The sequence below is a fragment of the Sphingobium boeckii genome (genome assembly GCF_014199215.1).
Lineage (GTDB): Bacteria > Pseudomonadota > Alphaproteobacteria > Sphingomonadales > Sphingomonadaceae > Sphingobium_A > Sphingobium_A boeckii.
Map to the genome: position 1 here is coordinate 278,160 of NZ_JACIJC010000005.1, position 21,846 is coordinate 300,005.

16 protein-coding genes are annotated in these 21,846 nt (G+C 63.2%); 13 read left to right on the forward strand and 3 right to left on the reverse strand.

Features of this window, described 5'->3' with window-relative positions; genetic code table 11:
* Positions 1-153: 153 nt before the first annotated feature.
* The 8 genes from FHS49_RS15940 (at position 154) to trxA (ending at position 14,500) form a co-directional block, all read left to right on the forward strand.
* Positions 154-3,090 carry a TonB-dependent receptor plug domain-containing protein gene (locus tag FHS49_RS15940; RefSeq protein WP_184020430.1) on the forward strand — a complete coding sequence of 979 codons (2,937 nt, stop codon included), beginning with the start codon at positions 154-156 and terminating at the stop codon, positions 3,088-3,090.
* 133 nt (positions 3,091-3,223) lie between these two features.
* Positions 3,224-5,572, forward strand: coding sequence for a PAS domain-containing sensor histidine kinase (locus FHS49_RS15945; protein ID WP_184020432.1), 2,349 nt, complete (start codon positions 3,224-3,226; stop codon positions 5,570-5,572).
* Complete coding sequence (gene tsaE, locus FHS49_RS15950) at positions 5,572-6,015, forward strand: tRNA (adenosine(37)-N6)-threonylcarbamoyltransferase complex ATPase subunit type 1 TsaE (protein ID WP_184020440.1); 444 nt, start codon at positions 5,572-5,574, stop codon at positions 6,013-6,015. The genes FHS49_RS15945 and tsaE overlap by 1 nt, the downstream gene beginning before the upstream one ends.
* Positions 6,012-6,992 carry an aminoglycoside phosphotransferase family protein gene (locus FHS49_RS15955; RefSeq protein ID WP_184021202.1) on the forward strand — a complete coding sequence of 327 codons (981 nt, stop codon included), beginning with the start codon at positions 6,012-6,014 and terminating at the stop codon, positions 6,990-6,992. Before tsaE ends, FHS49_RS15955 begins: the two co-directional genes overlap by 4 nt.
* A complete protein-coding gene (locus tag FHS49_RS15960) occupies positions 6,977-7,753 on the forward strand; it encodes a nucleotidyltransferase family protein (protein WP_184020442.1) in 777 nt (258 codons plus the stop codon). The genes FHS49_RS15955 and FHS49_RS15960 overlap by 16 nt, the downstream gene beginning before the upstream one ends.
* Entirely contained in the window at positions 7,746-10,721 is a 2,976-nt protein-coding gene (gene addB, locus FHS49_RS15965; RefSeq protein ID WP_184020444.1) for a double-strand break repair protein AddB, read from the forward strand. Before FHS49_RS15960 ends, addB begins: the two co-directional genes overlap by 8 nt.
* Positions 10,718-14,128, forward strand: a complete 3,411-nt coding sequence (gene addA / locus FHS49_RS15970) for a double-strand break repair helicase AddA (protein WP_184020446.1) — start codon at positions 10,718-10,720, stop codon at positions 14,126-14,128. The genes addB and addA overlap by 4 nt, the downstream gene beginning before the upstream one ends.
* Before the next feature lie 51 nt (positions 14,129-14,179).
* Positions 14,180-14,500 carry a thioredoxin TrxA gene (gene trxA, locus FHS49_RS15975; RefSeq protein ID WP_184020448.1) on the forward strand — a complete coding sequence of 107 codons (321 nt, stop codon included), beginning with the start codon at positions 14,180-14,182 and terminating at the stop codon, positions 14,498-14,500.
* Positions 14,501-14,544: 44 nt separating this feature from the next.
* Here the strand turns inward: trxA and FHS49_RS15980 are convergent, their stop codons facing one another.
* The 3 genes from FHS49_RS15980 to argJ form a co-directional block, all read right to left on the reverse strand.
* Entirely contained in the window at positions 14,545-15,111 is a 567-nt protein-coding gene (locus tag FHS49_RS15980; RefSeq protein ID WP_246350850.1) for a hypothetical protein, read from the reverse strand.
* Positions 15,112-15,135: 24 nt separating this feature from the next.
* Complete coding sequence (locus FHS49_RS15985; protein ID WP_184020450.1) at positions 15,136-15,552, reverse strand: hypothetical protein; 417 nt, start codon at positions 15,550-15,552, stop codon at positions 15,136-15,138.
* Positions 15,553-15,683: 131 nt separating this feature from the next.
* Entirely contained in the window at positions 15,684-16,913 is a 1,230-nt protein-coding gene (argJ, locus tag FHS49_RS15990) for a bifunctional glutamate N-acetyltransferase/amino-acid acetyltransferase ArgJ (protein ID WP_184020452.1), read from the reverse strand.
* An 81-nt stretch (positions 16,914-16,994) separates the two neighbouring features.
* On the opposite strand from argJ, the gene FHS49_RS15995 reads away from it, so the two are divergent.
* The 5 genes from FHS49_RS15995 to FHS49_RS16015 all read left to right on the forward strand — a co-directional run bounded on the left by FHS49_RS15995 (position 16,995) and on the right by FHS49_RS16015 (position 21,654).
* Positions 16,995-17,285: a type II toxin-antitoxin system Phd/YefM family antitoxin gene (locus tag FHS49_RS15995; protein WP_184020454.1), complete on the forward strand. Its 291-nt coding sequence runs from the start codon at positions 16,995-16,997 to the stop codon at positions 17,283-17,285.
* Positions 17,269-17,643 carry a type II toxin-antitoxin system VapC family toxin gene (locus tag FHS49_RS16000; RefSeq protein ID WP_184020456.1) on the forward strand — a complete coding sequence of 125 codons (375 nt, stop codon included), beginning with the start codon at positions 17,269-17,271 and terminating at the stop codon, positions 17,641-17,643. The genes FHS49_RS15995 and FHS49_RS16000 overlap by 17 nt, the downstream gene beginning before the upstream one ends.
* A gap of 76 nt (positions 17,644-17,719) precedes the next feature.
* Positions 17,720-17,998, forward strand: a complete 279-nt coding sequence (locus tag FHS49_RS16005; RefSeq protein ID WP_184020458.1) for a hypothetical protein — start codon at positions 17,720-17,722, stop codon at positions 17,996-17,998.
* Positions 17,999-18,114: 116 nt separating this feature from the next.
* On the forward strand, positions 18,115-20,853 hold the full coding sequence (secA, locus tag FHS49_RS16010; protein WP_184020466.1) for a preprotein translocase subunit SecA: 2,739 nt from the start codon (positions 18,115-18,117) through the stop codon (positions 20,851-20,853).
* A gap of 48 nt (positions 20,854-20,901) precedes the next feature.
* On the forward strand, positions 20,902-21,654 hold the full coding sequence (locus FHS49_RS16015; protein WP_184020468.1) for a sulfite exporter TauE/SafE family protein: 753 nt from the start codon (positions 20,902-20,904) through the stop codon (positions 21,652-21,654).
* Positions 21,655-21,846: the final 192 nt, after the last annotated feature.

Below are 21,846 nucleotides of genomic sequence, written 5' to 3' on the forward strand. Positions count from 1 at the left end.
TCAATCGCAACGCGATCGAGGCCGAGGGCCGCAGCGACATTCCGCAAGGTTTGTCGCTGCGGCCCTTAGCATGTGATGAATAGCGCAATCTTAACCATTTTTAGAGGTTAGAAAGGCATAGCGAAGCGGCAAGTATCAGGTTCGGGAGCAACCATGTCTTATCGTCTCGCCATGCGCCGTCGTCTTTATGCAGGCATTTCGCTTGCCGGCGCGCTTTGTGCAGCCCATCCGGCTTTCGCCCAGGCGATCGAAGCCGATGACGGCGGCGATGAAATCGTCGTCACGGGATCGCGCATCCCGCAGGCGGACATCGTCACGGCCAATCCCGTTTTGTCGCTGGATTCAGGAACGATCCAGGCATCGGGCACGATCAACATCACCGACGTGCTCATCAATTATCCAGCGCTGGTCGGCTCTTCGACCGCGTCCGACAATTCGGGCGTTCGCGCGTCGATCGGCAATGCCGGTCTCAATCGCCTCAATCTGCGCAATCTCGGCCCCGATCGCACGCTCGTGCTGGTCGACGGCCGCCGCCATGTAGCGAGCCTGCCGGGATCGTCCGCGGTCGATATCAATGTGCTGCCGACCGATTTGATCGAAAGCGTCGAAATCCTCACGGGCGGCGCGTCCGCGATTTACGGTGCCGATGGCGTATCCGGCGTGGTCAATTTCAAACTCAGGCAGGATTTCCACGGGATCACAGCGCGCGTCCAATCCGGCATTTCGGAAAAAGGCGATGCCGGGCAGCGCCTGGCGGCGATCACGATCGGGCATAATTTTGCCGGCGGGCGCGGCAATGTCGCGCTGGCTTATGAATATGGCAAGGAAAGCCGGCTCGAAGCCAGCGATCGCAGCTATCTGAGCGGCAGTGACGCGATCAATTTCGTGCGCAACCCGGCCGATCTGATCGCTGGCGTGGATAATCCCAATGTTCCCGATTATGTGCCGCTGGCCAATATCCGCTATGTGAACAGCGCGCGCGGCGGGACAATCGACGTTGATTTCGATGGTGCTCCCGATTTCAACGGCGATGGCACGCCTTACGAATATGGGATGCCGATCCCGCCATTCTCGCTTTATGGCAATATGCAGGGGGGCGATGGAACGCTCGTGTCCGATTATGAGGGCGATCTGCTGCCTGAAGTGCGCCGCCATGTGGTCAATGCCCTGGCGCATTTCGATGTGTCGGACGCTCTGACGCTCTATGCCGAAGGCAAATATGCCAATGTCCGCACGGTCTCATACCGCCAGCCGACCTATGATTATGATCTGCTGATTTTCGGCTACAATCCTTATCTGCCGCAGAATTTGCAGGATATGGGCGTGCCCGCCGTTCTCGTGAATCGCGATAATTTCGATCTGGGACGGCGCGGTGAGGATGTGGAGCGCGAAACCTACCGGGCCGTGCTTGGTGCGCGCGGTGCGATCTCCCCGAGCGTGAACTATGATCTCTCCTTCGTCTATGGCCGCACGGACATCACCAACCGCTATATCAACAACATGTATAACGATCGCTTCTATGCGGCGATCGACGTGGTGGATGGTCCGAACGGCCCCACCTGCGTTGCCAATCTGGATCCGACCTGGGCACCGTTCCAGCCCATGGCCAGCCGTGGGGCCACGGGCGCGACGCTCAGCTTCACGCCGGGCCAGTGCGTGCCCTTGAACCTCTTCGGCGAGGGCCAGGCATCCCAGGCCGCGCTGGACTTTCTCCGTGCCGACACGGTGGATCGTTCGCGAATCGAGCAATATGTGGTTTCCGGCGCGATAACCGGCGATCTTCGCACGCTCTTCTCTCTGCCGGGCGGCGAACTCGGTTTTGCGATCGGCGGTGAATATCGCAAGGAAAAGAGCCGTTTCACGCCCGATGCGATCGCATCGCAGGGGTTGACGTTCACCAATGCGCTCTCCGCCACGCAGGGACAATTCGACGTCAAGGAGGTGTTCGCCGAACTGAGCGCACCCATCCTGAGCGATGTGCCACTGGCGCATGAACTGAGGCTGGGCGCGGCGATCCGCTATTCGGACTATTCCACGATCGGCAGCACGACCACATGGAAATTCGACGGCGCCTATGCGCCGGTGCGCGATATCAAATTGCGCGCGACTTATTCCCAGGCCGTCCGCGCGCCGAACATCGGCGAATTGTTTGGCGGCGCGAGTGAAAGCCGCGTCGCGATCAACGACCCCTGCGCCTTCTTCAACGTCGACAGCGGTTCCGCATCGCGCGCTGCCAATTGCGCGATATTGCTGGCCGATGCTGGCGTGGCCGATCCTGCCACTTTCACCGGCACCAGCCCCACCACGCAGATTTCCGGGGGCTTTATCGGCAATCCGAACCTATCGGAGGAAAAAGCGAAAACCTGGACAGCGGGCCTCGTGGTGCAACCGCGCTTCGTGCCGGGCCTCACGCTTTCCGCCGATTGGTATGACATCAAGCTGCGTAACGCCGTGAATACGGTGACGGCACAGCAATTGACGGAATTGTGCGTCGATCAGGCCAGCGTCAATAATCAGTTCTGCGACGATGTGTTGCGCGCGCCCACGACGGGACTGATCTCCACGTTCCGTTTGCAGCCGCAGAACGTCTCCCGCTTCAAAACCGCGGGGCTCGATCTCGCGGTCAATTATGTGCTGAAGCCTGACTGGAATTACGGCGGCTTCAATATCCGCATGACTGCCAATTATCTCGATAAGCTGAGCCTGATCGGCACGCCAGGTGCAGCGCCCACCGATTTGCGTGGCATCATCTACGCGCCCAAATATCAGGCCAATCTCGACGCCACATGGCAGATGGATGGTTTCGCGCTGAATTACGGCCTGTCATGGTTCGACAAGACCCAGCGTTATTCGGCCAATGAAATGGCGGCGGATCCCGATATCGTCGAAGCGCGCTATCTTTATTATAAAGAGCGCTGGCAGCATGACATCTATGCCAGCATCGACGTGGATGCGCGGTTTCAGCTCTATGGCGGGGTGAATAATTTCACCAATGCCAAGCCGGATATCGGGCAGAATCGCTACCCCGTCAGCGCGGTGGGCCGCTTCTTCTTCGTCGGTGCCAAGGTGAAGCTCGCGGACATCCTCTAGGCATTGATGATCGGCTGACCCTCGGGAAAGGAGCAGCCGATCAATCTCTTGGGTGCAACGAATATTTGCATGGCGGCGGCGTTCTTCTAAGGACGGTGTTCATGCACCGCCTTGAATCCTTCCGCACAGATACATGACCGGGTCGCCGCTGATGCCGCTTGTCGCCGGCCTTGTTATGGCGGCGTGGCTGGGCGGAGCAGCGTGGGCGCTGGTGACGGGGCTCAGGATGCGGCGCGGGGCGCGAATCCTGGGCACGCAGGCTGAAAAACTCCAGCAATTGCTCGATTCCGCGCCGGCTCTGCCGATGATGGTGCGGCCCGATGGGCGGATCGAAGCGCCCGAGCGGCTGGCGGACTGGCTGGGGCTGGCGCGGATGCCCAATTTCCTGGCCGATCTCACGGGGGCGGACAAAGGCCTGACGGAGGATGACGCCGCCGGACTGGCGCGCGATGTCGCCGTGGCGCAGAAATCGGGCAAGGCCTTCACGCGCGCGGCGCGGGCGCAGGGATCTTCGCGGACGCTGCTGATCCGGGGGGCTGCGGCGACCTCGGCGCTTTCGGAACCCGGCGGCGTGATCTTGTGGTTTTTCGATGCAACCGAAAGCCAGGCCGAGATCGGCCGGCTGGGCCAGGAAGCGGCGCGGCTCGCGCGTGCGTTCGATGCCCTGTCCGGCCTGATCGAGGCTTCGCCCTTTCCGATGTGGCATCGCGGCCCCGATCTGCGACTGACGCTGGTCAATTCGGCTTATGTGAAGGCGGTGGAGGGGCATGACGCGGCAGACGTGATCGCGCGCGGGCTTGAACTGGTGGAGACCAGCGGCGGGCGTTCCCCGCTGGCGCTGGCGGCGTCGGCGCGTGACGGCAAGGCCGTGGTGACGCGCACCGTACCGGCCACGATATCGGGTGAGCGCCGGATGATGCGCGTGGTGGATGTGCCGCTGGGTGATGCGGGCGTGGCGGGCTATGCAATCGATATCGAAGAGACCGAGCAGGTCCGCAGCGCGTTCAAGCGGTTCAGCGATGCCCAGCGCGACATGCTCGATCTGCTGTCCGCCGGCGTGGCGCAATTCGGCCCCGATCGCGCGCTCGCTTTTTCCAATCAGCCGTTCCAGCGCATCTTTGCGATGAAGCCCGAATGGATCGCCGATCGCCCTGAATTCGATCGCGTGCTCGATCGGATGCGCGAGACCGGTCGCATCCCCGAGAGCCGGGATTTTCCGGGCTGGAAGGCCGAGCGGCGCGAATGGTTCACCGTGCCCGAAGGCGTGGCGGAGGAAAGCTGGCTGCTGCCGGGCGGCACGCATCTGCGCGTCGTGGCCCAGCCGCTGCCCGATGGCGGGTTGCTGCTGATCTTCGAGGATCGCACCGAGGAGGTGCAATTGGCCAGCGCGCGCGATACGCTGCTGCGCGTGCGCACCGCCACGTTCGACAATCTGTTCGAGGCGGTGGGCGTGTTCGCGGCGGATGGGCGGCTCAATCTGTGGAACACGCGTTTCCGCCAGGTCTGGGATTTCGAGGAGGATTTCCTGGCGACCCATCCGCGCGTCGATGTGCTGGCGGAGGCAGCGGGCGAGCGGCTCACCAATCCGGCGCGCGCCTCGCTCATCCGCGAACTGGTGCGGATCGCCACGGTGGAGCGGCAGCAGCGCAGCGGGCGCGTGGCGCTGAAGAATGGCAAGCATTATGAATTCGCCGCGGTGCCGCTGCCCGATGGCAATGCGCTGTTTACGATGCTCGACATTTCCGACAGCCGCCAGATCGAGCGCGCTTTGCGGGACCGCAACGAGGCGCTGGAACAAGGCGATAAATTGAAGACCGCCTTTGTCGAGAATATGAGCTATGAATTGCGCACACCGCTCACATCGATCGGCGGGTTCGCCGAGATGCTGAAGGAAGGCTATGCCGGGCCGCTGGAGGATCGGGCGGTCGACTATGTGGCTGCGATCCTCGAATCGGTGGCGAGATTGGGGCTGCTGATCGATGGCGTGCTCGATCTCACGCAAAGCCAGGCGGGCGTGCTGCCGCTGGAATTGCAGCCGGTGAACCTGATCGCGATGGCGCAGGAAGCTGCCAAAGGATTTACCGATGCGGCGGCGACGAAATCGATCGACTTCGCGGTGGACCTGGATCCCTCTCTGGGCGGCATCCGGGGGGATGCCAAGCGTCTGCGCCAGGCGATCGAGCATCTGCTTGAACATGCCATCGCCGGCACGGCGGCGGGCGGGCGCGTGCTGCTGCACGGTAGCGGCGATGACCGGATGGCGCGCATCGTCGTCTCCGACAATGGCCGCGGGATGAGTGCGGCCGAACAGGCGCGCGCGTTCGACCGGTTCAACAAGGCGGAATCGGCACGCAATGGCGGAGACAGGCTGGGGCTTGCGCTGCCGCTCGCCAAGCAATTCGCCGAGGCGCATGGCGGTTCGGTGACGCTCTATTCAGAGCCGGGCGCAGGGACTGTGGTCTCCATCGAACTGCCACGCTGATGCGGCTGGCCGATGAAGCGGCGACTCTGGCGCTGGGTGTGCGGATCGCGGCGGTGGTCCGGCCGGGCGATGTGATCGCCCTGTTCGGCGATCTGGGGGCGGGCAAGACCACGCTCTCACGCGGACTGCTCTCAGCCCTCGGGCTTGAAGGCGAGGCACCCAGCCCGACCTTCGCGATCGTGCAGCCTTATGTCCCGCCCGAAACGCGCATCCCCGTGGCGCATATCGATCTGTACCGGCTCGACGATGCGGCGGAGGCCGAAGAGCTGGGGCTGGACGATCTGCTGGAGGATCATGTGCTGCTGATCGAATGGCCCGAGCGACTGGGTGATGCGCTCTGGCCCGACGCCCTGCGGCTCACCCTTATCCGCACCGATGACGGCGCGCGCTGCTTGACAGCCGCGGTGCCGAAGGCATGGGAAGACCGATGGCCGCTGACATGATTCCCCCGCCCGCCGCTCCCGCTTTCCTGGCCGCTCATGGCTGGGAGGGTGCAGAGATCCTTCCTCTGGCCGGCGATGCTTCGTTCCGCCGCTATTTCCGAGCGATCGCGCCCGGTCGTCAGGCGGTGTTGATGGATGCGCCGCCGCCGCATGAGGATCCGACCCCCTTTATCGCAATCGCGGAGCATCTGACGCGGATCGGCTTTGCAGCACCCGCCATTCTGGCGAGCGATCTGGATGCCGGGCTCGTGCTGCTCGAGGATTTCGGTGACGCGCGGATGCGCGAAGTGGTGGATGCCGCGCCCGAGAGCGAGGAGCGGATCTATCGCGATGCGGTCAGCCTGATCGCGCGTCTCGCCGGACACGAACCCGCGGACGTGCCGCCTTATGATCGCGAGCAATATCTGCGCGAGGCCAATCTGCTGACGGAATGGTATTGCCCCGCGGTGGGCATCGAACCCGATCAGGCGGCTTATGCTGCGGCATGGGACGCGGCCTTGGCCCCGCTTTATGGCACGGACGCGCGCAGCGTGACGGTGCTGCGCGATTATCATGCCGAAAACATCATGCTGATCGAAGGGCGTGAGGGCGTGGACGGTCTCGGTCTGCTCGACTTTCAGGACGCGCTGGCAGGGCATCCGGCCTATGATCTCGTCTCATTGCTGCAGGATGCGCGGCGTGACGTGCCGCCCGCTCTCGAAACGCGGATGCTGGCGCATTACAAGGCCGAAGCCGCGCCCGATGCCGGCTTCGAGACAGCATATGCGTTGCTCGGCGCGCAGCGCAACGCCAAGATCGTGGGCATTTTCATGCGGCTGTGCAAGCGCGACGGCAAGGCGCGCTATCTGTCGTTCCTGCCGCGCGTGTGGGGCTATCTGGAGCGCGATCTGGCGCATCCGGCGCTGGCACCGGTCAAGTCCTGGTTCGACGCGCATATCCCGGCAGACAAGCGCGCCGCGGCATGGGCCGATCTGTGACGCCGGCGAAGAAAACACTCGCGATCCGGCCCGATCCGGGCGGGCTGAAACTGCGCACTGCGATGGTGATGGCCGCTGGTCTGGGCAAAAGGATGCGACCGCTGACCGCCACGCGGCCCAAGCCGCTGGTGGAATTGAACGGCAAGGCGCTGCTGGATCATGCGCTCGATCGGCTGCGCTCGGCGGGCATCACCCGCGCGGTGGTCAACGTCCATTATCTGGCGGATTCGCTCGAAGCCCATCTGAAAAGCCGGGCGGGCGATCTGGAGATCGTGATATCCGATGAACGCGCGGAATTGATGGAGACCGGCGGCGGGCTGGTGAAGGCGCTGCCGCTGATCCCGGATGACCCGTTCCTGTGCGTCAATAGCGATAATCTGTGGGTCGATGGGCCGATCGACGCGATCCGCCTGCTCTCCGCCCGCTGGGATCCCGATACGATGGACGCGCTGCTGCTGGTGGTGCCGCTGGCGCGCGCAAATTGCCACGGCGGGCAGGGCGATTTCAACATGGATCCGCAGGGGCGGATCACCGGACGGCGCGTGCGCGGCAAGGTGGCGCCCTTTGTCTACACCGGTATCCAGATCGTCTCGCACCGGTTGCTGCGTGATGCGCCGGAAGGTCCGTTTTCGACCATGTTGTTCTGGGAACGCGCGATCGCCGAGGGCAGGCTCTATGGCCTTGTCCATCAGGGATTGTGGTTCGACGTGGGAACGCCCGTGGCGATCAAGAAAACCGAGGCGATGCTCGCTTATGGATGAGCGGAACCAGCCGCGCGTCTACACCATCCCGCATCATCGCGCCTTTGCCGATGCGCTGGCCGAAGGTCTGCTGAAAAGCCACGGTGCCGATCCGCTGGGGCTGGCGCGGGGCATCATTCTCGTTCCCAACAACCGCGCGGCGCGGGCGATCACCGATGCGTTCGTGCGCCGCGCCGAAGGTGGGCTGCTGCTGCCCCGGCTGATCCCGATTGGCGATCCCGAATTGGACGAGCGGCTGGGCAGTGCGCTCGATCCGATCGGGGCGGGGGATATGATTCCGCCCGCGGTGGAGCCGATGCGGCGGCGGATGATGCTCGCCCGGCTGGTGCAGCAGGAGCGCCAGCGGGCGGGGGAGCCGGTGGATGCTGCCGAGGCGATCCGCCTCGCGACCGAATTGGCGCGGACGCTCGATCAACTGCTGATCGAGGGCGTCGATCCGAAACGCCTGCACGCGATCGAGGTGGAAAGCGAGCTTTCCGCGCATTGGCAGAAATCTTTGGCGTTGCTGTCGATCATTCTCGATCGCTGGCCGGAAGAACTCAAGCGCATCGGGCGGATCGACATGGCGGACCGCCGCAATCGCCTGCTCGACAAGGTGGCGGCGCGCTGGAAAGAAGCGCCGCCGCCGGGCTTCGTGATCGCTGCGGGGATAGACAGCACGGCACCGGCCGTTGCGGGGGTGTTGCGCACCGTTGCGCGTATGGCGGGCGGCTCGGTGGTGTTTTCCGGACTGAGCCTGAGCGACGAGATGGCGGAAGAGGAATGGATTGCGCTCGGTCCGTTCCAGCCCGATCCCCTGACCGGCTTTCGCAAGCGATCCGTCGAAACGCACCCGCAATTTCATCTGAAACTGTTGCTCGACCGGATGGATGTTGCGCGCGGTGAAGTGGCGCTGTGGCGCTGGGGCGGCGGGCATGATGCGCGCGCGGTGCGCAGCAAGGCGATCGCCAACGCGCTGACGCCTGCCGAATTTACCGACAAATGGGGCGATCCCGAAACGGAGCGCAAGCTGAGCGGGATCCGGGCGCTCGAAGTCGCCACGCCGGCCGAAGAAGCGCAGGCGATCGCGATCGCATTGCGCGAGGCTCTGGAGACACCCGAGCGAACGGCGGCGCTGGTCACGCCCGATCGCGCGCTGGCGACACGGGTTTCGGCGCATCTGCAACGCTGGGGAATCGTCGCGGATGATTCCGCAGGTCGCCCGCTGTCCACCAGACCCGAAGGCGCGCTGCTGCTGGCGCTGGCCGAAGCGGTGGCCGAGGATTTCGCACCCGTGGCTCTGCTGGCGCTGCTCAAGCATCCGCTGGTGAAAAGCGGTGAGGGGCGGCTGGACTGGCTGGAGAAGGCGCGCTGGCTCGATCTGGCGTTGCGTGGACCCAGGCCGCCCGCTGGGCTGGCCGGCGTTACTGCCTATTTGGCGGGCGGCAATGATCGAGAGCGCTATGCGCGCGACAAGGCGGCCAAGGGCTGGCCCGATATGGCGACATTGCTTGAACCACTGGAAAATGCGTTCCGCCATGCCTCCAGCCTGTCGGCGTGCCTGGCGGCGCTGCGCGATGCGGCGACGACGCTGGCGGGCGATGCGATCTGGAGCGGAATTGCCGGGCGCGCGGCGGCGGAGCTTTTGTCCGACGTGGAGGCGCACGCCCCCGATGGCCCCGCGGGTGTGCGGATCGACAGCATCGCGCCGCTGCTGCGCCGCTTGATGGATGAGATCGCGGTGCGTCCGCCGCAGGGCGGGCATCCGCGCATCTCGATCTGGGGTCTGATCGAGGCGCGGCTGCAGCAGCCCGATCTGATGATCGTGGCAGGGCTGAACGAGGGCGTCTGGCCCGCTCTGCCCAGCCCGGACCCGTGGCTGGCACCGCGCGTGCGCAGCGAATTGGGATTGGCCAGCCTCGAACGGCGGATCGGGCTGTCCGCTCATGATCTGGCGGGGGCATTGGGCGCGCCGCAGGTGGTCGCGACGCGCGCGCGGCGCGATGCGGCCTCGCCCGCGATCGCCTCGCGCTTCTGGCTCCGCATGGAGGCCATGGCGGGCGGGCTGACGCCGGTGGAAGCACTGGGCTCGCTGGCGCTCGAGATCGACAAGCCGCCGGATTTCGCGCCGGAGAAACAACCAGCGCCGACGCCGCCAACCCTTGATCGTCCCAAGCACCTGAGCGTGACGCAGGTCGATCGGCTCAAGGCCGACCCTTATGCCTTTTACGCGCAGAAAATGCTTTCCCTGCGGTCTCTCGACGCGATCGACGCCGATCCGAGCGCCGCATGGCGCGGCACGGCGGTGCATGACATTCTGGATCACTGGGCGAAGGATGGCTGGAAGCGCGATGCCCTGATCCCGCTCGCGGAGAGCTTCTTTACAAGGCCCGAGGTGCATCCGCTGCTCCGCGCCTTGTGGCAGCCGCGCGTGATGGAGGCGCTGGCCTGGATCGACGCGCAGATCGCCGAGGGACGGATCGAGGGGCGCGAACCCCTGTGCGCCGAGGAAAAGGGAAAGGTGACGCTCGGCGGCGTGGAATTGAGCGGCACCGTAGACCGGATCGACCGGCTGCCCAACGGCAGACTCGCGATCGTCGATTACAAGACCGGCAAGCCACCGTCCGATATCGCGGTGGCCGAAGGCTTTGCGATGCAGCTCGGCCTGCTGGGCGTGATCGCCGAAAAGAGCGATTTCGCGGGCTTGAACGGCGTGGCGGGTGCGTTCGAATATTGGTCTTTGGCAAAGGCGGGCGGACAATTCGGCAGTCGCCGGTCGCCGGTCGATCCCGATGGCAAGCGCGGCAAGATCGTGACGGACGATTTTACCACGCGCGCGGCCGCGAACTTCCTCGATGCCGCAGGGCGCTGGCTGACGGGGAGCGAACCCTTCACTGCGAAGCTCCATCCCGAACATGCGCCTTATGGCGATTATGACCAGTTGATGCGGCTCGACGAATGGTATGGCCGGGAGAAGAGCGCGTCATGAACCCGCCCATCACCCTGAAGGGCAATCAGAAGCGCGCTTCCGAACCGCGCGAGAATGTGTGGCTCTCCGCCTCGGCGGGCACGGGCAAGACGCAGGTCTTGACCGCGCGGGTGATGCGGCTGCTTTTGAGCGGGGCCGATCCGTCTGGCATATTGTGCCTCACCTTTACCAAGGCGGGCGCGACCGAAATGGCGGACCGCATTCATAGCAAGCTGGCCTCTTGGGTGCGGATGAAGGATGCCGATCTGGCGCAGGAACTGATGGCGCTGGGCGAACCGCATGATCCTGCCATGCGCCAGGCCGCGCGCAAGCTGTTCGCCAAGGTGCTGGACGCCAGTGGTGCGGGGCTGCGCATTCAGACGATCCACAGTTTCTGCCAGACCTTGCTTGCGGGCTTCCCCGTCGAGGCCGGGCTGATCCCCGGTTTCCGGCCGCTGGAGGCGCGCGAGGAGACCGCGCTGCAGCGGCAGACGATGGCGGATATGCTGGTGGCCGCGGAAGCGGGGGGCGATGATGCGCTGATCCCCGCGTTGCAGGCCTTGAGCTTGCGACTGGGCGAGGGCGGTGCGGAGAGCTTTCTCGCCAATTGCGCGCGCGCGCCCGATGCGATGGAGGCGCTGGGTGAGGATATCGGCGCGGCGGTGCGTGGTGCACTCGACGTTCCCGAGGGCGATGTGGAAGCCGCGATCGCGGCGGCGTGCGACGATGATCTGTTCGACATCGACGCCCTATGCTTCATCGAAGGCGCGAATGCGGCCTGGGCGACCAAGGGCGGGCAGGGGCGCTCGGCGGTCATTCGCCAATGGCTGGAATCCGCACCCGCAGACCGCGCGGCCAAGCTCGACGAACTCCATCTGGTCTGGGCCAAGGCCGATGGTGATCCGCGATCGTGCAAATCGGGGCAGGCGCCGCAAGTTGAGGGCTATCCCGACGCGTGCGAAGGGCTGTTCGAAGCGGTGTCCGCATTGCTCGGCCTGCGCGCGCGCGCCGGGCTGGCGGCGTTGCTGACGCAGGGGCTGGGCGCGGGGCGGACCTATGCGCGCGCCTATGCGGAGGCCAAGCGCCAGGCCGCGGTGGTCGATTTCGACGATCTGATCCGCAAGACCGTGTCGTTGCTCGGCCAGTCGCGCATGGCCGAATGGATCCGCTTCAAGCTGGATCAGGGGATCGATCATATCCTGGTCGATGAGGCGCAAGACACCAATGCGCGGCAATGGGCGATCATCCGGGCGCTGGCGGAGGAGTTTTTCACCGAGGAATTGCCGGATGACGGCCCCGCGCGGGTGCGAACGCTATTTTCCGTGGGCGATTTCAAACAGGCGATCTTCGGCTTTCAGGGCACGGATCCCATCAACTTCAGCGCGATGCAGCGCTATTTCACGGCGCGGGCGGAAGAAGCCGGACGCGAAGTGCACGGACTTTCGCTTGTGGAATCCTATCGCTCCACCGCGCCCGTTCTCGAACTGGTCGATGCCGTACTGGACGGGCTGGGCGAGGGCGCATTGAGCGCGATGATCGATCTGGAGGCGCACAGAAGCGGTGTGGAGGGGCCGGGGCGCGTGACGCTGTGGCCGCCGGTCTCGCCCGAGGCCGCGGATGGGGAGGAGATAGAGGGCGAGGAAAGCTGGGTCTCGGATTCCACGCGGCGGTTTGCAACGCAACTCGCGCGGCAGATCAAGGCCTGGCTCGAGGATGAGATCTGGATCAACAATCGCGGCAAGCCCAAGAAACTCGAGCCGCAGGATATCCTCATCCTCGTGCGTCGGCGGAGTGAACTCGCCGCTTTGATCGTCGCGCGGCTCCATGCCGAAGGTGTGCCGGTGGCGGGGGTGGATCGGTTGCGGCTGAATGCGCCGCTCGCGGTGCGCGATCTGTTGGCGGCGGTGCGCTTCGTGCTGCAGCCCGAGGACGATCTCAATCTGGCGGCCTTGCTCGTGTCACCGCTGATCGGCTGGTCGCAGGACGATCTGTATCAGGCGGCGCATGGCGAGCGCGGGGCGCTGTGGCGGCATCTGGGTGCGCGCCAGCCCGAGGCTTTGCGCGACATGCTGGCGCGCGCGGATTTTTCCACGCCCTACCGGTTTCTGGAGGAAATCTTGTCCGGCACGCTCGACGGGCGCCGCAAGCTCCTCCGGCGGCTGGGCCATGAAGCGCGCGATCCGATCGAGGAATTGCTGAACGCCGCGCTGCAATTCGAAAATGATGCCACGCCTACGCTGCAGGCGTTTCTCGATCGCTTCGAGCGTGAGACCGAGGATATCAAGCGCGATCCTTCCAAGCCGCTCGATGCCGTGCGAGTGATGACCGCGCATGGCGCCAAGGGGCTACAGGCACCGATGGTGATATTGGCGGATGCCACGGTCGATCCCGGCAGCAGCCCGCAGCGCAAGCTCGATTGGCCGATGGTGGAGGGCGCGGAGGATGTGCCGATCTTCCGCCCGCGCAAGGCCGAATTGACCGGATCGCTCCAGACTGCGGCGGACCAGGCCGATGCCAAGGACATGGAGGAGCATTGGCGGCTGCTCTATGTCGCGCTCACCCGCGCGGAGGAATGGCTGGTGATCGGCGGCGCGCTGGGGCCGAAAGCCAAGGGGGTTGCGCCCGAGAAAAGCTGGCACGCGGCGGTGGAGCGCGCGATGACGGCGCTTGCGGTGACGGCCGAGGACGATGGCGCGCGGCATTGGCTGGGGCAGTTGCCGGCACCCGCCATAGTCCCGCAGCCCCGCGCGCAGACCGCGCTCCCGCCGCGCGCAGCCTTGCCGGCCTGGCTGACCGCGCCCGCGCCGCGCGAGGCCCGGCCGCCACGGCCGCTCGCGCCTTCGTCCCTGGGTGACGATACCGAATCCGATCCGCCGCCCGGCCCGGCCATGCGCCGCGCAGCCGAGCAGGGCCGGTGGCTCCATGCACTGTTCGAGCGTCTGCCCGATCTCGTGCCCGAAGCGCGGCGCGCTGCGGCGTTGCGTTGGCTGGAGCATAGCGCGGGGGTGAGCGATGAAGCGGAGCGCACCAGCATCGCTGATCGCGCGCTGGCGGTGATCACGGATCCTGCCCATGCGGCATTGTTCGCGCCGGGCGCGCTGGCCGAAGCGCCGATTGCGGCGGTGGTCGGCGGCGACGTGATTTCCGGCACGGTCGACCGGCTTCTGGTTGGCCCCGATCTGATCCGGCTGATCGATTTCAAGACCGGACGGCGCGTGCCGGCCAGCGCCGAAGCCGCGCCGGTCCACCATCTGCGGCAGATGGCGGCCTATGTGGAGGCGCTGAAGGTGATCTTTCCCGGCCGGCGCGTGGAGGCGGCATTGCTCTACACATCCGGCCCGAAGCTGCTCGATCTGCCCGCCGATCTGCTCGCGCTGCACAAGACCGGCTTGCAAGGTGCGGAGCAAAGCTTGGGCATTGGCGGTTGAGCAAAGGCGCAATGCTTCCTAGATACGTTTTCGACACAAGGAGATCAGGCGATGGCCACCAAGCAAATCAGCGATGCGAGTTTCAACAGTGACGTGATCGAGGCCGCTGGCCCCGTGCTCGTCGATTTCTGGGCCGAATGGTGTGGCCCCTGCAAGATGATTGGCCCGTCGCTGGAAGAGATTTCGGAAGAGCTGGGCGAAAAGGTGACGATCGCCAAGCTCAATATCGATGACAATCCCGATGCGCCGGCGAAATATGGCGTGCGCGGGATCCCCACGATGATCCTGTTCAAGAATGGCGCGCCAGCCGCTACCAAGGTGGGCGCAGCGCCCAAGAGCCAGCTCAAGGGATGGCTCGAAGGCGAGCTTTGATCGGGTGAAGGTGCCAGGCGAAGTTATCGCCTGGCATTTTCGCACTATTGTATAGGTGGCGCTGCAACGGTGGTTTGATCGACTAACGGCGCTATTGCCGCCGCTGCGGGAGCAGGAGCCGTTGTAGCCATGCTTGCTCGAAGAAACACGGCTTGGTCGATTTTCTCGAAAGCTTCTTGATATACGATGGGGTCCAAAATCGGCTCTTCATCTTGAGCGCCGGCACCGTAAATTGTGCTTTTCAATTTTCCCATCACGAAATTTATACGAACTCGGGTAATGCCTGGACCGATTTGTTCAATGTAGGCAGAGACAATAGGTGTCTTTTTAGATTTACCGAAGCCCATGAATAAATTGTAAGTCACTTTTCCAGAAGTCGATCCCAAGCCCGTTATAAGACCAGTGTCTTTGTCCGCGGCCTGAATGCGATATCCTGCATCCTGAAATACCGACATAACTGCACCAAAAACAATTTCCTTTGATCCCTCAATGTCTTTTGATTGCATTTGTTGAAGTTCTAAACCGGAAATTTTGGGTTCTTTTTTCGCATGAGCGTGCGTTATGCTTAACGTGGTTGCGATCAATGCCGTAATTATTGCCGATTTTTTCATGTGGATCTCCCCCGAAGTATATTTTTAAAACGAGCTGCTGCGGCTCTTAAAATCAGACACAGTTTTCTTTGCATCAAATTTGATAATTAAAGTCATTGTTCGACTTGATTGGCTGGATTTTGATTTTTTCTTGCCAAATCCGAGGCCGCCGCCGCCTCCGACGTCTCCGCCTCCGCCACCCAAAAGCATCCCAATGGAAAATCCCGAAGAAGAGTCAGAGGCTACTGTGGCGTGCCGGTCGTAAACCCACATCTCTTGACCGCTTCCGTCCATAGTGGTGATGTTGGGAGCGCCAAAGGTTTCCAAAATCTCGGATTGCCTTGTTTCCCCCACTCGAAGTGTCATCTGCACCATGCCGTGCGTAAGGGTGTTCGCGTTGTCGGCGGCTAAAACGAGTGCTGGTGCCACCAGCATCGCGGCGGCTACTAAATATCGAATCATTTTTCTTTCCCCCAATGTGAGGGGTATGATCGTAATTACTAAGAAATCAAAGTATCAGGGCGTCTATTTTTTTCAAATACTTAGGATCGGCGCGCGCGATTTTATCGACTGCCGTCCACCCATCCCTGATTTTAGCTCCGGTAATCAGCGTTGATCGCGATATAGCCATGGGTCAGGTCGCACGTCCAAACCGTCGCGCGGCCTGATCCCAGGTTCAGATTGACGCCGATCTCGATCTCGCTGCCTTTCAGATGCGCCGACACGGGTGCCTCGTCATAACCTTCCACCGCAAGACCGCCTTCGGCCACCTGCGTCGTGCCGAAGCGGATGGCGAGCTGGTCGCGTTCGGCGGGTTCGCCCGCCTTGCCGATCGCCATCACGACGCGGCCCCAATTGGCATCCTCGCCGGCGATGGCGGTTTTTACCAGCGGCGAATTGGCGATGCTGAGCGCGATCGTGTGCGCGCTCTTGTCCGATGTGGCCCCCTCCACCGCAATCTCGATGAACTTGCTGGCACCCTCGCCATCGCGCACGACCAGATGCGCAAGCTGCAGGCAGAGATCGGACAGCGCGGCATGAAAGGCCTCCGCGCCCTCGTCGTCCATGGTCGCAAGCGGCGCATTGCCGGCCTTGCCCGTCGCGAACGCCAATACGGTGTCGCTGGTCGAAGTGTCGCTATCCACGGTGATGCACGAAAAGCTCTTGCCGTTGGCGGCGGAGAGCATCCCCTGCAGCAGCGCCGGCTCCACGGCGGCGTCGGTGAAGATGAAGCCGAGCATCGTCGCCATATCCGGCGCGATCATGCCCGATCCCTTGATGATGCCGATCAGATGGACCGTGCGGTCACCGATGATCGCCTTGGTTGCCGCGGCCTTGGCGAAAGTGTCGGTGGTCATGATCGTGGCGGCGGCCTCTTCCCAGGAGCAGGGCGCGGCGGCGAAGGCCGCGTCAAGCCCGGCTTCGGCCTTGTCGATCGGCAATGGCACGCCGATCACCCCAGTGGAGGCGATGAAGATGTCCGAGGGCTGGCAGCCGAGATGGCCGGCCGTGCGCGCGGCGATGGCCTCGACCGCGGCGCGGCCACGATGGCCGGTAAAGGCGTTGCTATTGCCCGCATTTACCACCAGCGCGCGCGCCTTGCCGAGCGGGAGCGCGTCGCGACACCATTCCACCTCGGGCGAGGGGCATTGGCTCTGCGTGGTGACCCCCGCGATCGCGGTGCCTTCATCCAGCGTGATGAAGGTCAGATCGCAGCGATCCCAGCTCTTGTAATGCGCGCGGGCAATGCGCGGGGTGACGCCGGCAATGGCGGGAAGAGCGGGAAAGCCAGCAGGCGCGAGCGGGGAGCGGGTATCGGTCATGGCGCGGCGATGGCACAATGCAGGGCTCGGGGACAGTCCATATGGCTTGACCAAGCTGCTTGGCCAAGGTAATTTTCCTCTATGACCATTCATGTCAACATTGGCGAAGCGAAGACCCGGCTTTCGGAGCTTGTGGCCGCCGCTGTGCGTGGCGAGGAGGTGGTGCTGTCAAAAGCCGGTGCGCCGCAGGTGCGGCTGGTCGCAGTGGCCGATGCGAGCCTTGAGGAGCGCAAGAGGGTCGCCGAGAAGCGGGCGGCGGCGATCGGCATGTGGGCAAAGGAATTTGAAGGCTGGAGCACCGACGTTCCGCCATCCATGACCGATGAGGATATGGACGCGCGCTGGCGGAGGAAATTTGGACCTTCTGCTTGATACGCAGACGATCGTCTGGATCATCAGTGGCGATCCACGACTTTCGAGCGCGGCGCGCCAAGCCATGGTCGCCGAGGATAGCCGGATTTTCATCAGCGCCGTCACGGCATTCGAATTTTGGGATCTGGAAGTGCGCGGCCGTTTTCCCGATGCGGTCAGATTTTCGGTCGCCTGTGACACGCTGAGTGCCGGGTTGCTCGATTTTCCGGCGGAGGCCTGGAGTTTGATCGCGGCATTGCCGATGCTGCATCGTGATCCGGTCGATCGGATGCTGATCGCCCATGCCATCCATGCAGATCTCACGCTGGTGACGGCGGATACGATCATGCGGGACTATCCGGTCAAAAGCCTGTGGTAATGGGCCGTCCGTTTTTGATTAGACGAATGCGCTTGCGGCAACTAAGGCGGTTCGCCGCGCTATAACGGGATCACACTTGGAACTGCTGCTCTTCCTTTCAGCCTTGCTGTCCGGCCTGACCGGGGTGATTTCCGGCGAGCGCAAGGCGGAGCAGGCGCAGGTGCAGCGCAGCGCCTCGGAAGCCGCGATCGGCATCATCGCCGAGGCGGCGGTCAAGCGGGTTCTTCCCGGCCGACATGCGGTGACCATTGCGGTTTCACTGGCCGATCAGGCGCAGCCGCCGCTCGATTGGAGCGTGCAGACGGCCGATATCGCGCAGGATGTGCGGCTGTTGAGCGAGAAGCGGCAGGAATAGCCGCGCCGGGGCGGCTGGTTTCTTAACCTGGCACCCCCATATCCACAGATCAGATTCACGCGCGCAAGGGACGACCCGCGCTGCGCTATCCCAATTGACAAGACAGGATTTCCTCCATGTTCGGTGGCATCGCCAAAGCTATTTTCGGTTCGTCCAACGACCGCTACGTCAAATCGCTCGACAAGATCGTGGCGCAGATTGCCGCTTTCGAGCCTGCGATGCAGGCGCTTTCCGAAGACGAGCTTTCGGCGCAGACCGTGAAGTTCCGAGGGATGCTGGAAAATGGCAGCACGCTCGACGATATCCTGCCCGAAGCCTTTGCCACCGTGCGCGAGGCGGGTGTGCGCGTGCTGGGGATGCGGCATTTCGATGTGCAGATGGTGGGCGGCATCGTGCTCCATCGCGGCGAGATCGCAGAGATGCGCACGGGCGAGGGCAAGACTTTGGTCGCCACGCTGGCCTGTTATCTGAACGCGCTGCCGGGGACAGGCGTGCATGTGGTGACGGTCAATGACTATCTGGCGCGCCGCGATTCCGAATGGATGGGCCAGGTTTACCGTTTCCTCGGCCTCAGCGTCGGCGTGATCGTGCCCAATATCGGCGATCAGGCGCGCCGCGATGCTTATGCCGCGGACATCACTTATGGCACGAACAACGAATTCGGCTTCGATTATCTGCGCGACAATATGAAATATGAGCGCGGCCAGATGGTGCAGCGCCCGTTCAATTTCGGCATCGTCGACGAGGTGGATTCGATCCTGATCGACGAGGCGCGCACGCCACTCATCATCTCCGGCCCGACCGACGACAAATCCGATCTCTACAAGCGCGTCGACGTGGTGGTGAAGCAACTCGCGGCCGAGGATTATGAGGTCGATGAGAAGCAGAAGTCGATCATCCTGACCGAGGATGGCACCGAAAAGGTGGAGCGGATGCTGGAAGCGGCCGATCTGCTGGAGGGCAGCAACCTCTATGATTACGAGAATACGCAGGTGGTCCATCATTTGAACCAAGCGCTGCGCGCCAACGTCATCTTCAAGCGCGATACCGATTATATCGTGAAGGATGAAAAGGTGGTCATCATCGATGAATTCACCGGACGCATGATGGACGGGCGGCGCTGGTCCGATGGGCTTCACCAGGCAGTGGAAGCCAAGGAAGGCGTGAATATTGAGCCGGAAAACCAGACGCTCGCCTCGATCACCTTCCAGAATTATTTCCGCATGTATCCCAAACTCTCGGGCATGACCGGCACCGCGGCGACCGAGGCCTCGGAATTTTACGATATCTACAAGATGAATGTCGTCTCCATCCCCACCAATGTCGGCGTGCAGCGCATCGATGAGGAAGATGAATTCTACAAGAACACGATCGACAAGTTCGGCGCGATCGCCAAGGGCATCCGCGAAAAGGCAGACAAGGGTCAGCCTGTGCTGGTCGGCACCGTTTCCATCGAAAAATCCGAATTGCTCTCCGAATTCCTGGTGAAGGAAGGCGTGAAGCATGAGGTGCTCAACGCGCGCTTTCATGAAAGCGAAGCGCATATCGTGGCGCAGGCCGGGCGCATGGGCGCCGTGACCATCGCCACCAACATGGCGGGCCGCGGCACCGATATCCAATTGGGCGGCAATCTCGAATTCCGTATCGGCGACGAGCTTTCCGACCTGCCCGAAGGGCCGGAGCGCGTTGCCGCGATCGAGCGTCTGCGCGTGGAGATCGAGGCGGAAAAGGCGGCTGTGCTGGCGGCCGGCGGCCTGTTCGTGCTGGGCACCGAACGGCATGAAAGCCGCCGCATCGACAATCAACTCCGCGGCCGTTCGGGCCGTCAGGGCGATCCGGGTCTGAGCCGCTTCTATCTGTCGCTCGACGATGATCTGCTGCGCATCTTCGGGCCGGACACGTTGTTCGCCCGGATGATGAACAAGAATCTGGAGGATGGCGAGGCGATCGGCTCCAAATGGCTCTCCAAGGCGATCGAGACCGCGCAGAAGAAGGTCGAGGCGCGCAATTACGATATCCGCAAACAGGTCGTCGAATATGATGACGTGATGAACGATCAGCGCAAGGTGATCTACGAGCAGCGCAGCGACATCATGGACGCCGATACGGTGGACGATGTGGTGGTGGACATGCGCGCGGAGACGGTGAACGGCCTGGTCGCCGATGCCTGCCCGCCCGATACCTATCCCGAGCAATGGCATATCGAGGAACTGAAACAGCGCCTGTCGGACGTGCTGGATCTCCACCCGGATCTGGATGCGTGGCTGAAGGAAGAGGCGGTCGATCCCGAAGTGATCGAGCAGCGCCTGCAGGATATGGCGGACGCCTCGATCGCGGACAAGACCGCCGATCTCGATCCCGAAAGCTGGAAGCAGGTGGAAAAGAGCATCCTCCTGCAGTCGCTCGATCATCACTGGAAAGAGCATCTGGCCACGCTCGATGCCTTGCGTCAGGTAATCCATCTGCGCGCCTATGCGCAAAAGACGCCGATCAACGAATATAAGCAGGAAGCCTTTGCCTTGTTCGAACGGATGCTCACGCTGATCCGCGAGGATGTGACCAAGATTCTCGCCCATGCGCGCTTCACGATGGAAGAGCCGCCCGAACTGCCGCAGATGCCCGATTTCGTGACCACGCATTATGATCCGCTGACCGGCGAGGATAATAGCGCGGACATTGATAGCGGTTCGCTCGGCCTGATTAACACGCGCATTCCGCCGCTGCAGATGATCCAGCCCGATATCAGTGCCGAACTGGGCGATGATCCCGAAACATGGGGGGCGCAGGTGAGCCGCAACGCCGCCTGTCCCTGTGGGTCGGGCCGGAAATATAAGCATTGCCACGGGGCGCTTTAGTCCGGGAGCGGACTCCCTGCGCGCGCGGGGTGACGGGAGAAATGGTCGATGCTCGTTCTAGCCGCGCTGTTTGCGCTCACCGCCGCGCTTTATGCCACGGTGGGGTTCGGCGGCGGATCGACCTATAATGCGCTGCTGGCGCTGCACGGCACGGATTACCGCATTCTCCCGGCGATCGCGCTGACCTGCAACATCATCGTGGTGACGGGTGGCACGATCCGCTTTGCGCGTGCGGGGCTGATCCCGTGGAAGCGGATCTGGCCGATCCTGTTGCTGTCCGCGCCGCTGGCCTGGGCAGGCGGATTGACCCCGATCTCCCAGACGCTCTTCCTTGGCCTGCTGGGCGGGGCGCTGCTCATCGCCGGCCTGCTGATGCTGTTCCAGCGCGATGCGTCCGACGCGGCACCGCTCCGGGATTCGCCCTGGATCGCGCCGGGCGCGGGGGCGGGGATCGGCTATCTCTCCGGACTGGTCGGCATCGGCGGGGGCATCTTCCTCGCGCCCCTGCTGCATTTGCTCCACTGGGATCGCGCCAAGCCGATCGCGGCGACCGCATCGGTGTTCATCCTGGTCAATTCGATCACCGGACTGATCGGCCAGACGATGAAGATCGGCACGCTCGGGCTTGCGGGCGACGTTGCCGCGCATTGGCCCTTGTTCGTGGGCGTGCTGATCGGCGGGCAGATCGGCAGCATCGCGAGCCTGAAGCTGTTTTCGCAAAGAACCGTGAAGCGGCTGACGGCAGTGTTGGTGCTGTATGTGGCGGTGCGGCTGCTATGGCAGATCGCCACCGGGGCGTGATGATTGTATGGCGCTCATAAGCCAGGATATTCAGTCGGCGCGCTACCTGATCCGTCGGCCAACACACTTGGGCGCAGCACGCAAACCGTAAACAATGGTCAAATGACGGGCTTCGGTCAGCGACGGCAACCAGCCATTATGGTTTCGCAGCGCATGAATAGCCAAAGGTGAGCGGCATCCACCGGCCCTGCC

Excerpts from the sequence above, each read along its gene's own strand:
- secA (WP_184020466.1), top strand. The coding sequence starts at position 18,115 with ATGTTCGGTGGCATCGCCAAAGCTATTTTCGGTTCGTCCAACGACCGC.
- FHS49_RS15940 (WP_184020430.1), top strand. The coding sequence starts at position 154 with ATGTCTTATCGTCTCGCCATGCGCCGTCGTCTTTATGCAGGCATTTCG.
- FHS49_RS15980 (WP_246350850.1), bottom strand. The coding sequence starts at position 15,111 with ATGAAAAAATCGGCAATAATTACGGCATTGATCGCAACCACGTTAAGC.
- tsaE (WP_184020440.1), top strand. The coding sequence starts at position 5,572 with ATGCGGCTGGCCGATGAAGCGGCGACTCTGGCGCTGGGTGTGCGGATC.
- FHS49_RS16015 (WP_184020468.1), top strand. The coding sequence starts at position 20,902 with ATGCTCGTTCTAGCCGCGCTGTTTGCGCTCACCGCCGCGCTTTATGCC.
- addA (WP_184020446.1), top strand. The coding sequence starts at position 10,718 with ATGAACCCGCCCATCACCCTGAAGGGCAATCAGAAGCGCGCTTCCGAA.
- FHS49_RS15960 (WP_184020442.1), top strand. The coding sequence starts at position 6,977 with ATGGGCCGATCTGTGACGCCGGCGAAGAAAACACTCGCGATCCGGCCC.
- addB (WP_184020444.1), top strand. The coding sequence starts at position 7,746 with ATGGATGAGCGGAACCAGCCGCGCGTCTACACCATCCCGCATCATCGC.
- trxA (WP_184020448.1), top strand. The coding sequence starts at position 14,180 with ATGGCCACCAAGCAAATCAGCGATGCGAGTTTCAACAGTGACGTGATC.
- argJ (WP_184020452.1), bottom strand. The coding sequence starts at position 16,913 with ATGACCGATACCCGCTCCCCGCTCGCGCCTGCTGGCTTTCCCGCTCTT.
- FHS49_RS15955 (WP_184021202.1), top strand. The coding sequence starts at position 6,012 with ATGATTCCCCCGCCCGCCGCTCCCGCTTTCCTGGCCGCTCATGGCTGG.
- FHS49_RS15985 (WP_184020450.1), bottom strand. The coding sequence starts at position 15,552 with ATGATTCGATATTTAGTAGCCGCCGCGATGCTGGTGGCACCAGCACTC.
- FHS49_RS15995 (WP_184020454.1), top strand. The coding sequence starts at position 16,995 with ATGACCATTCATGTCAACATTGGCGAAGCGAAGACCCGGCTTTCGGAG.
- FHS49_RS15945 (WP_184020432.1), top strand. The coding sequence starts at position 3,224 with ATGACCGGGTCGCCGCTGATGCCGCTTGTCGCCGGCCTTGTTATGGCG.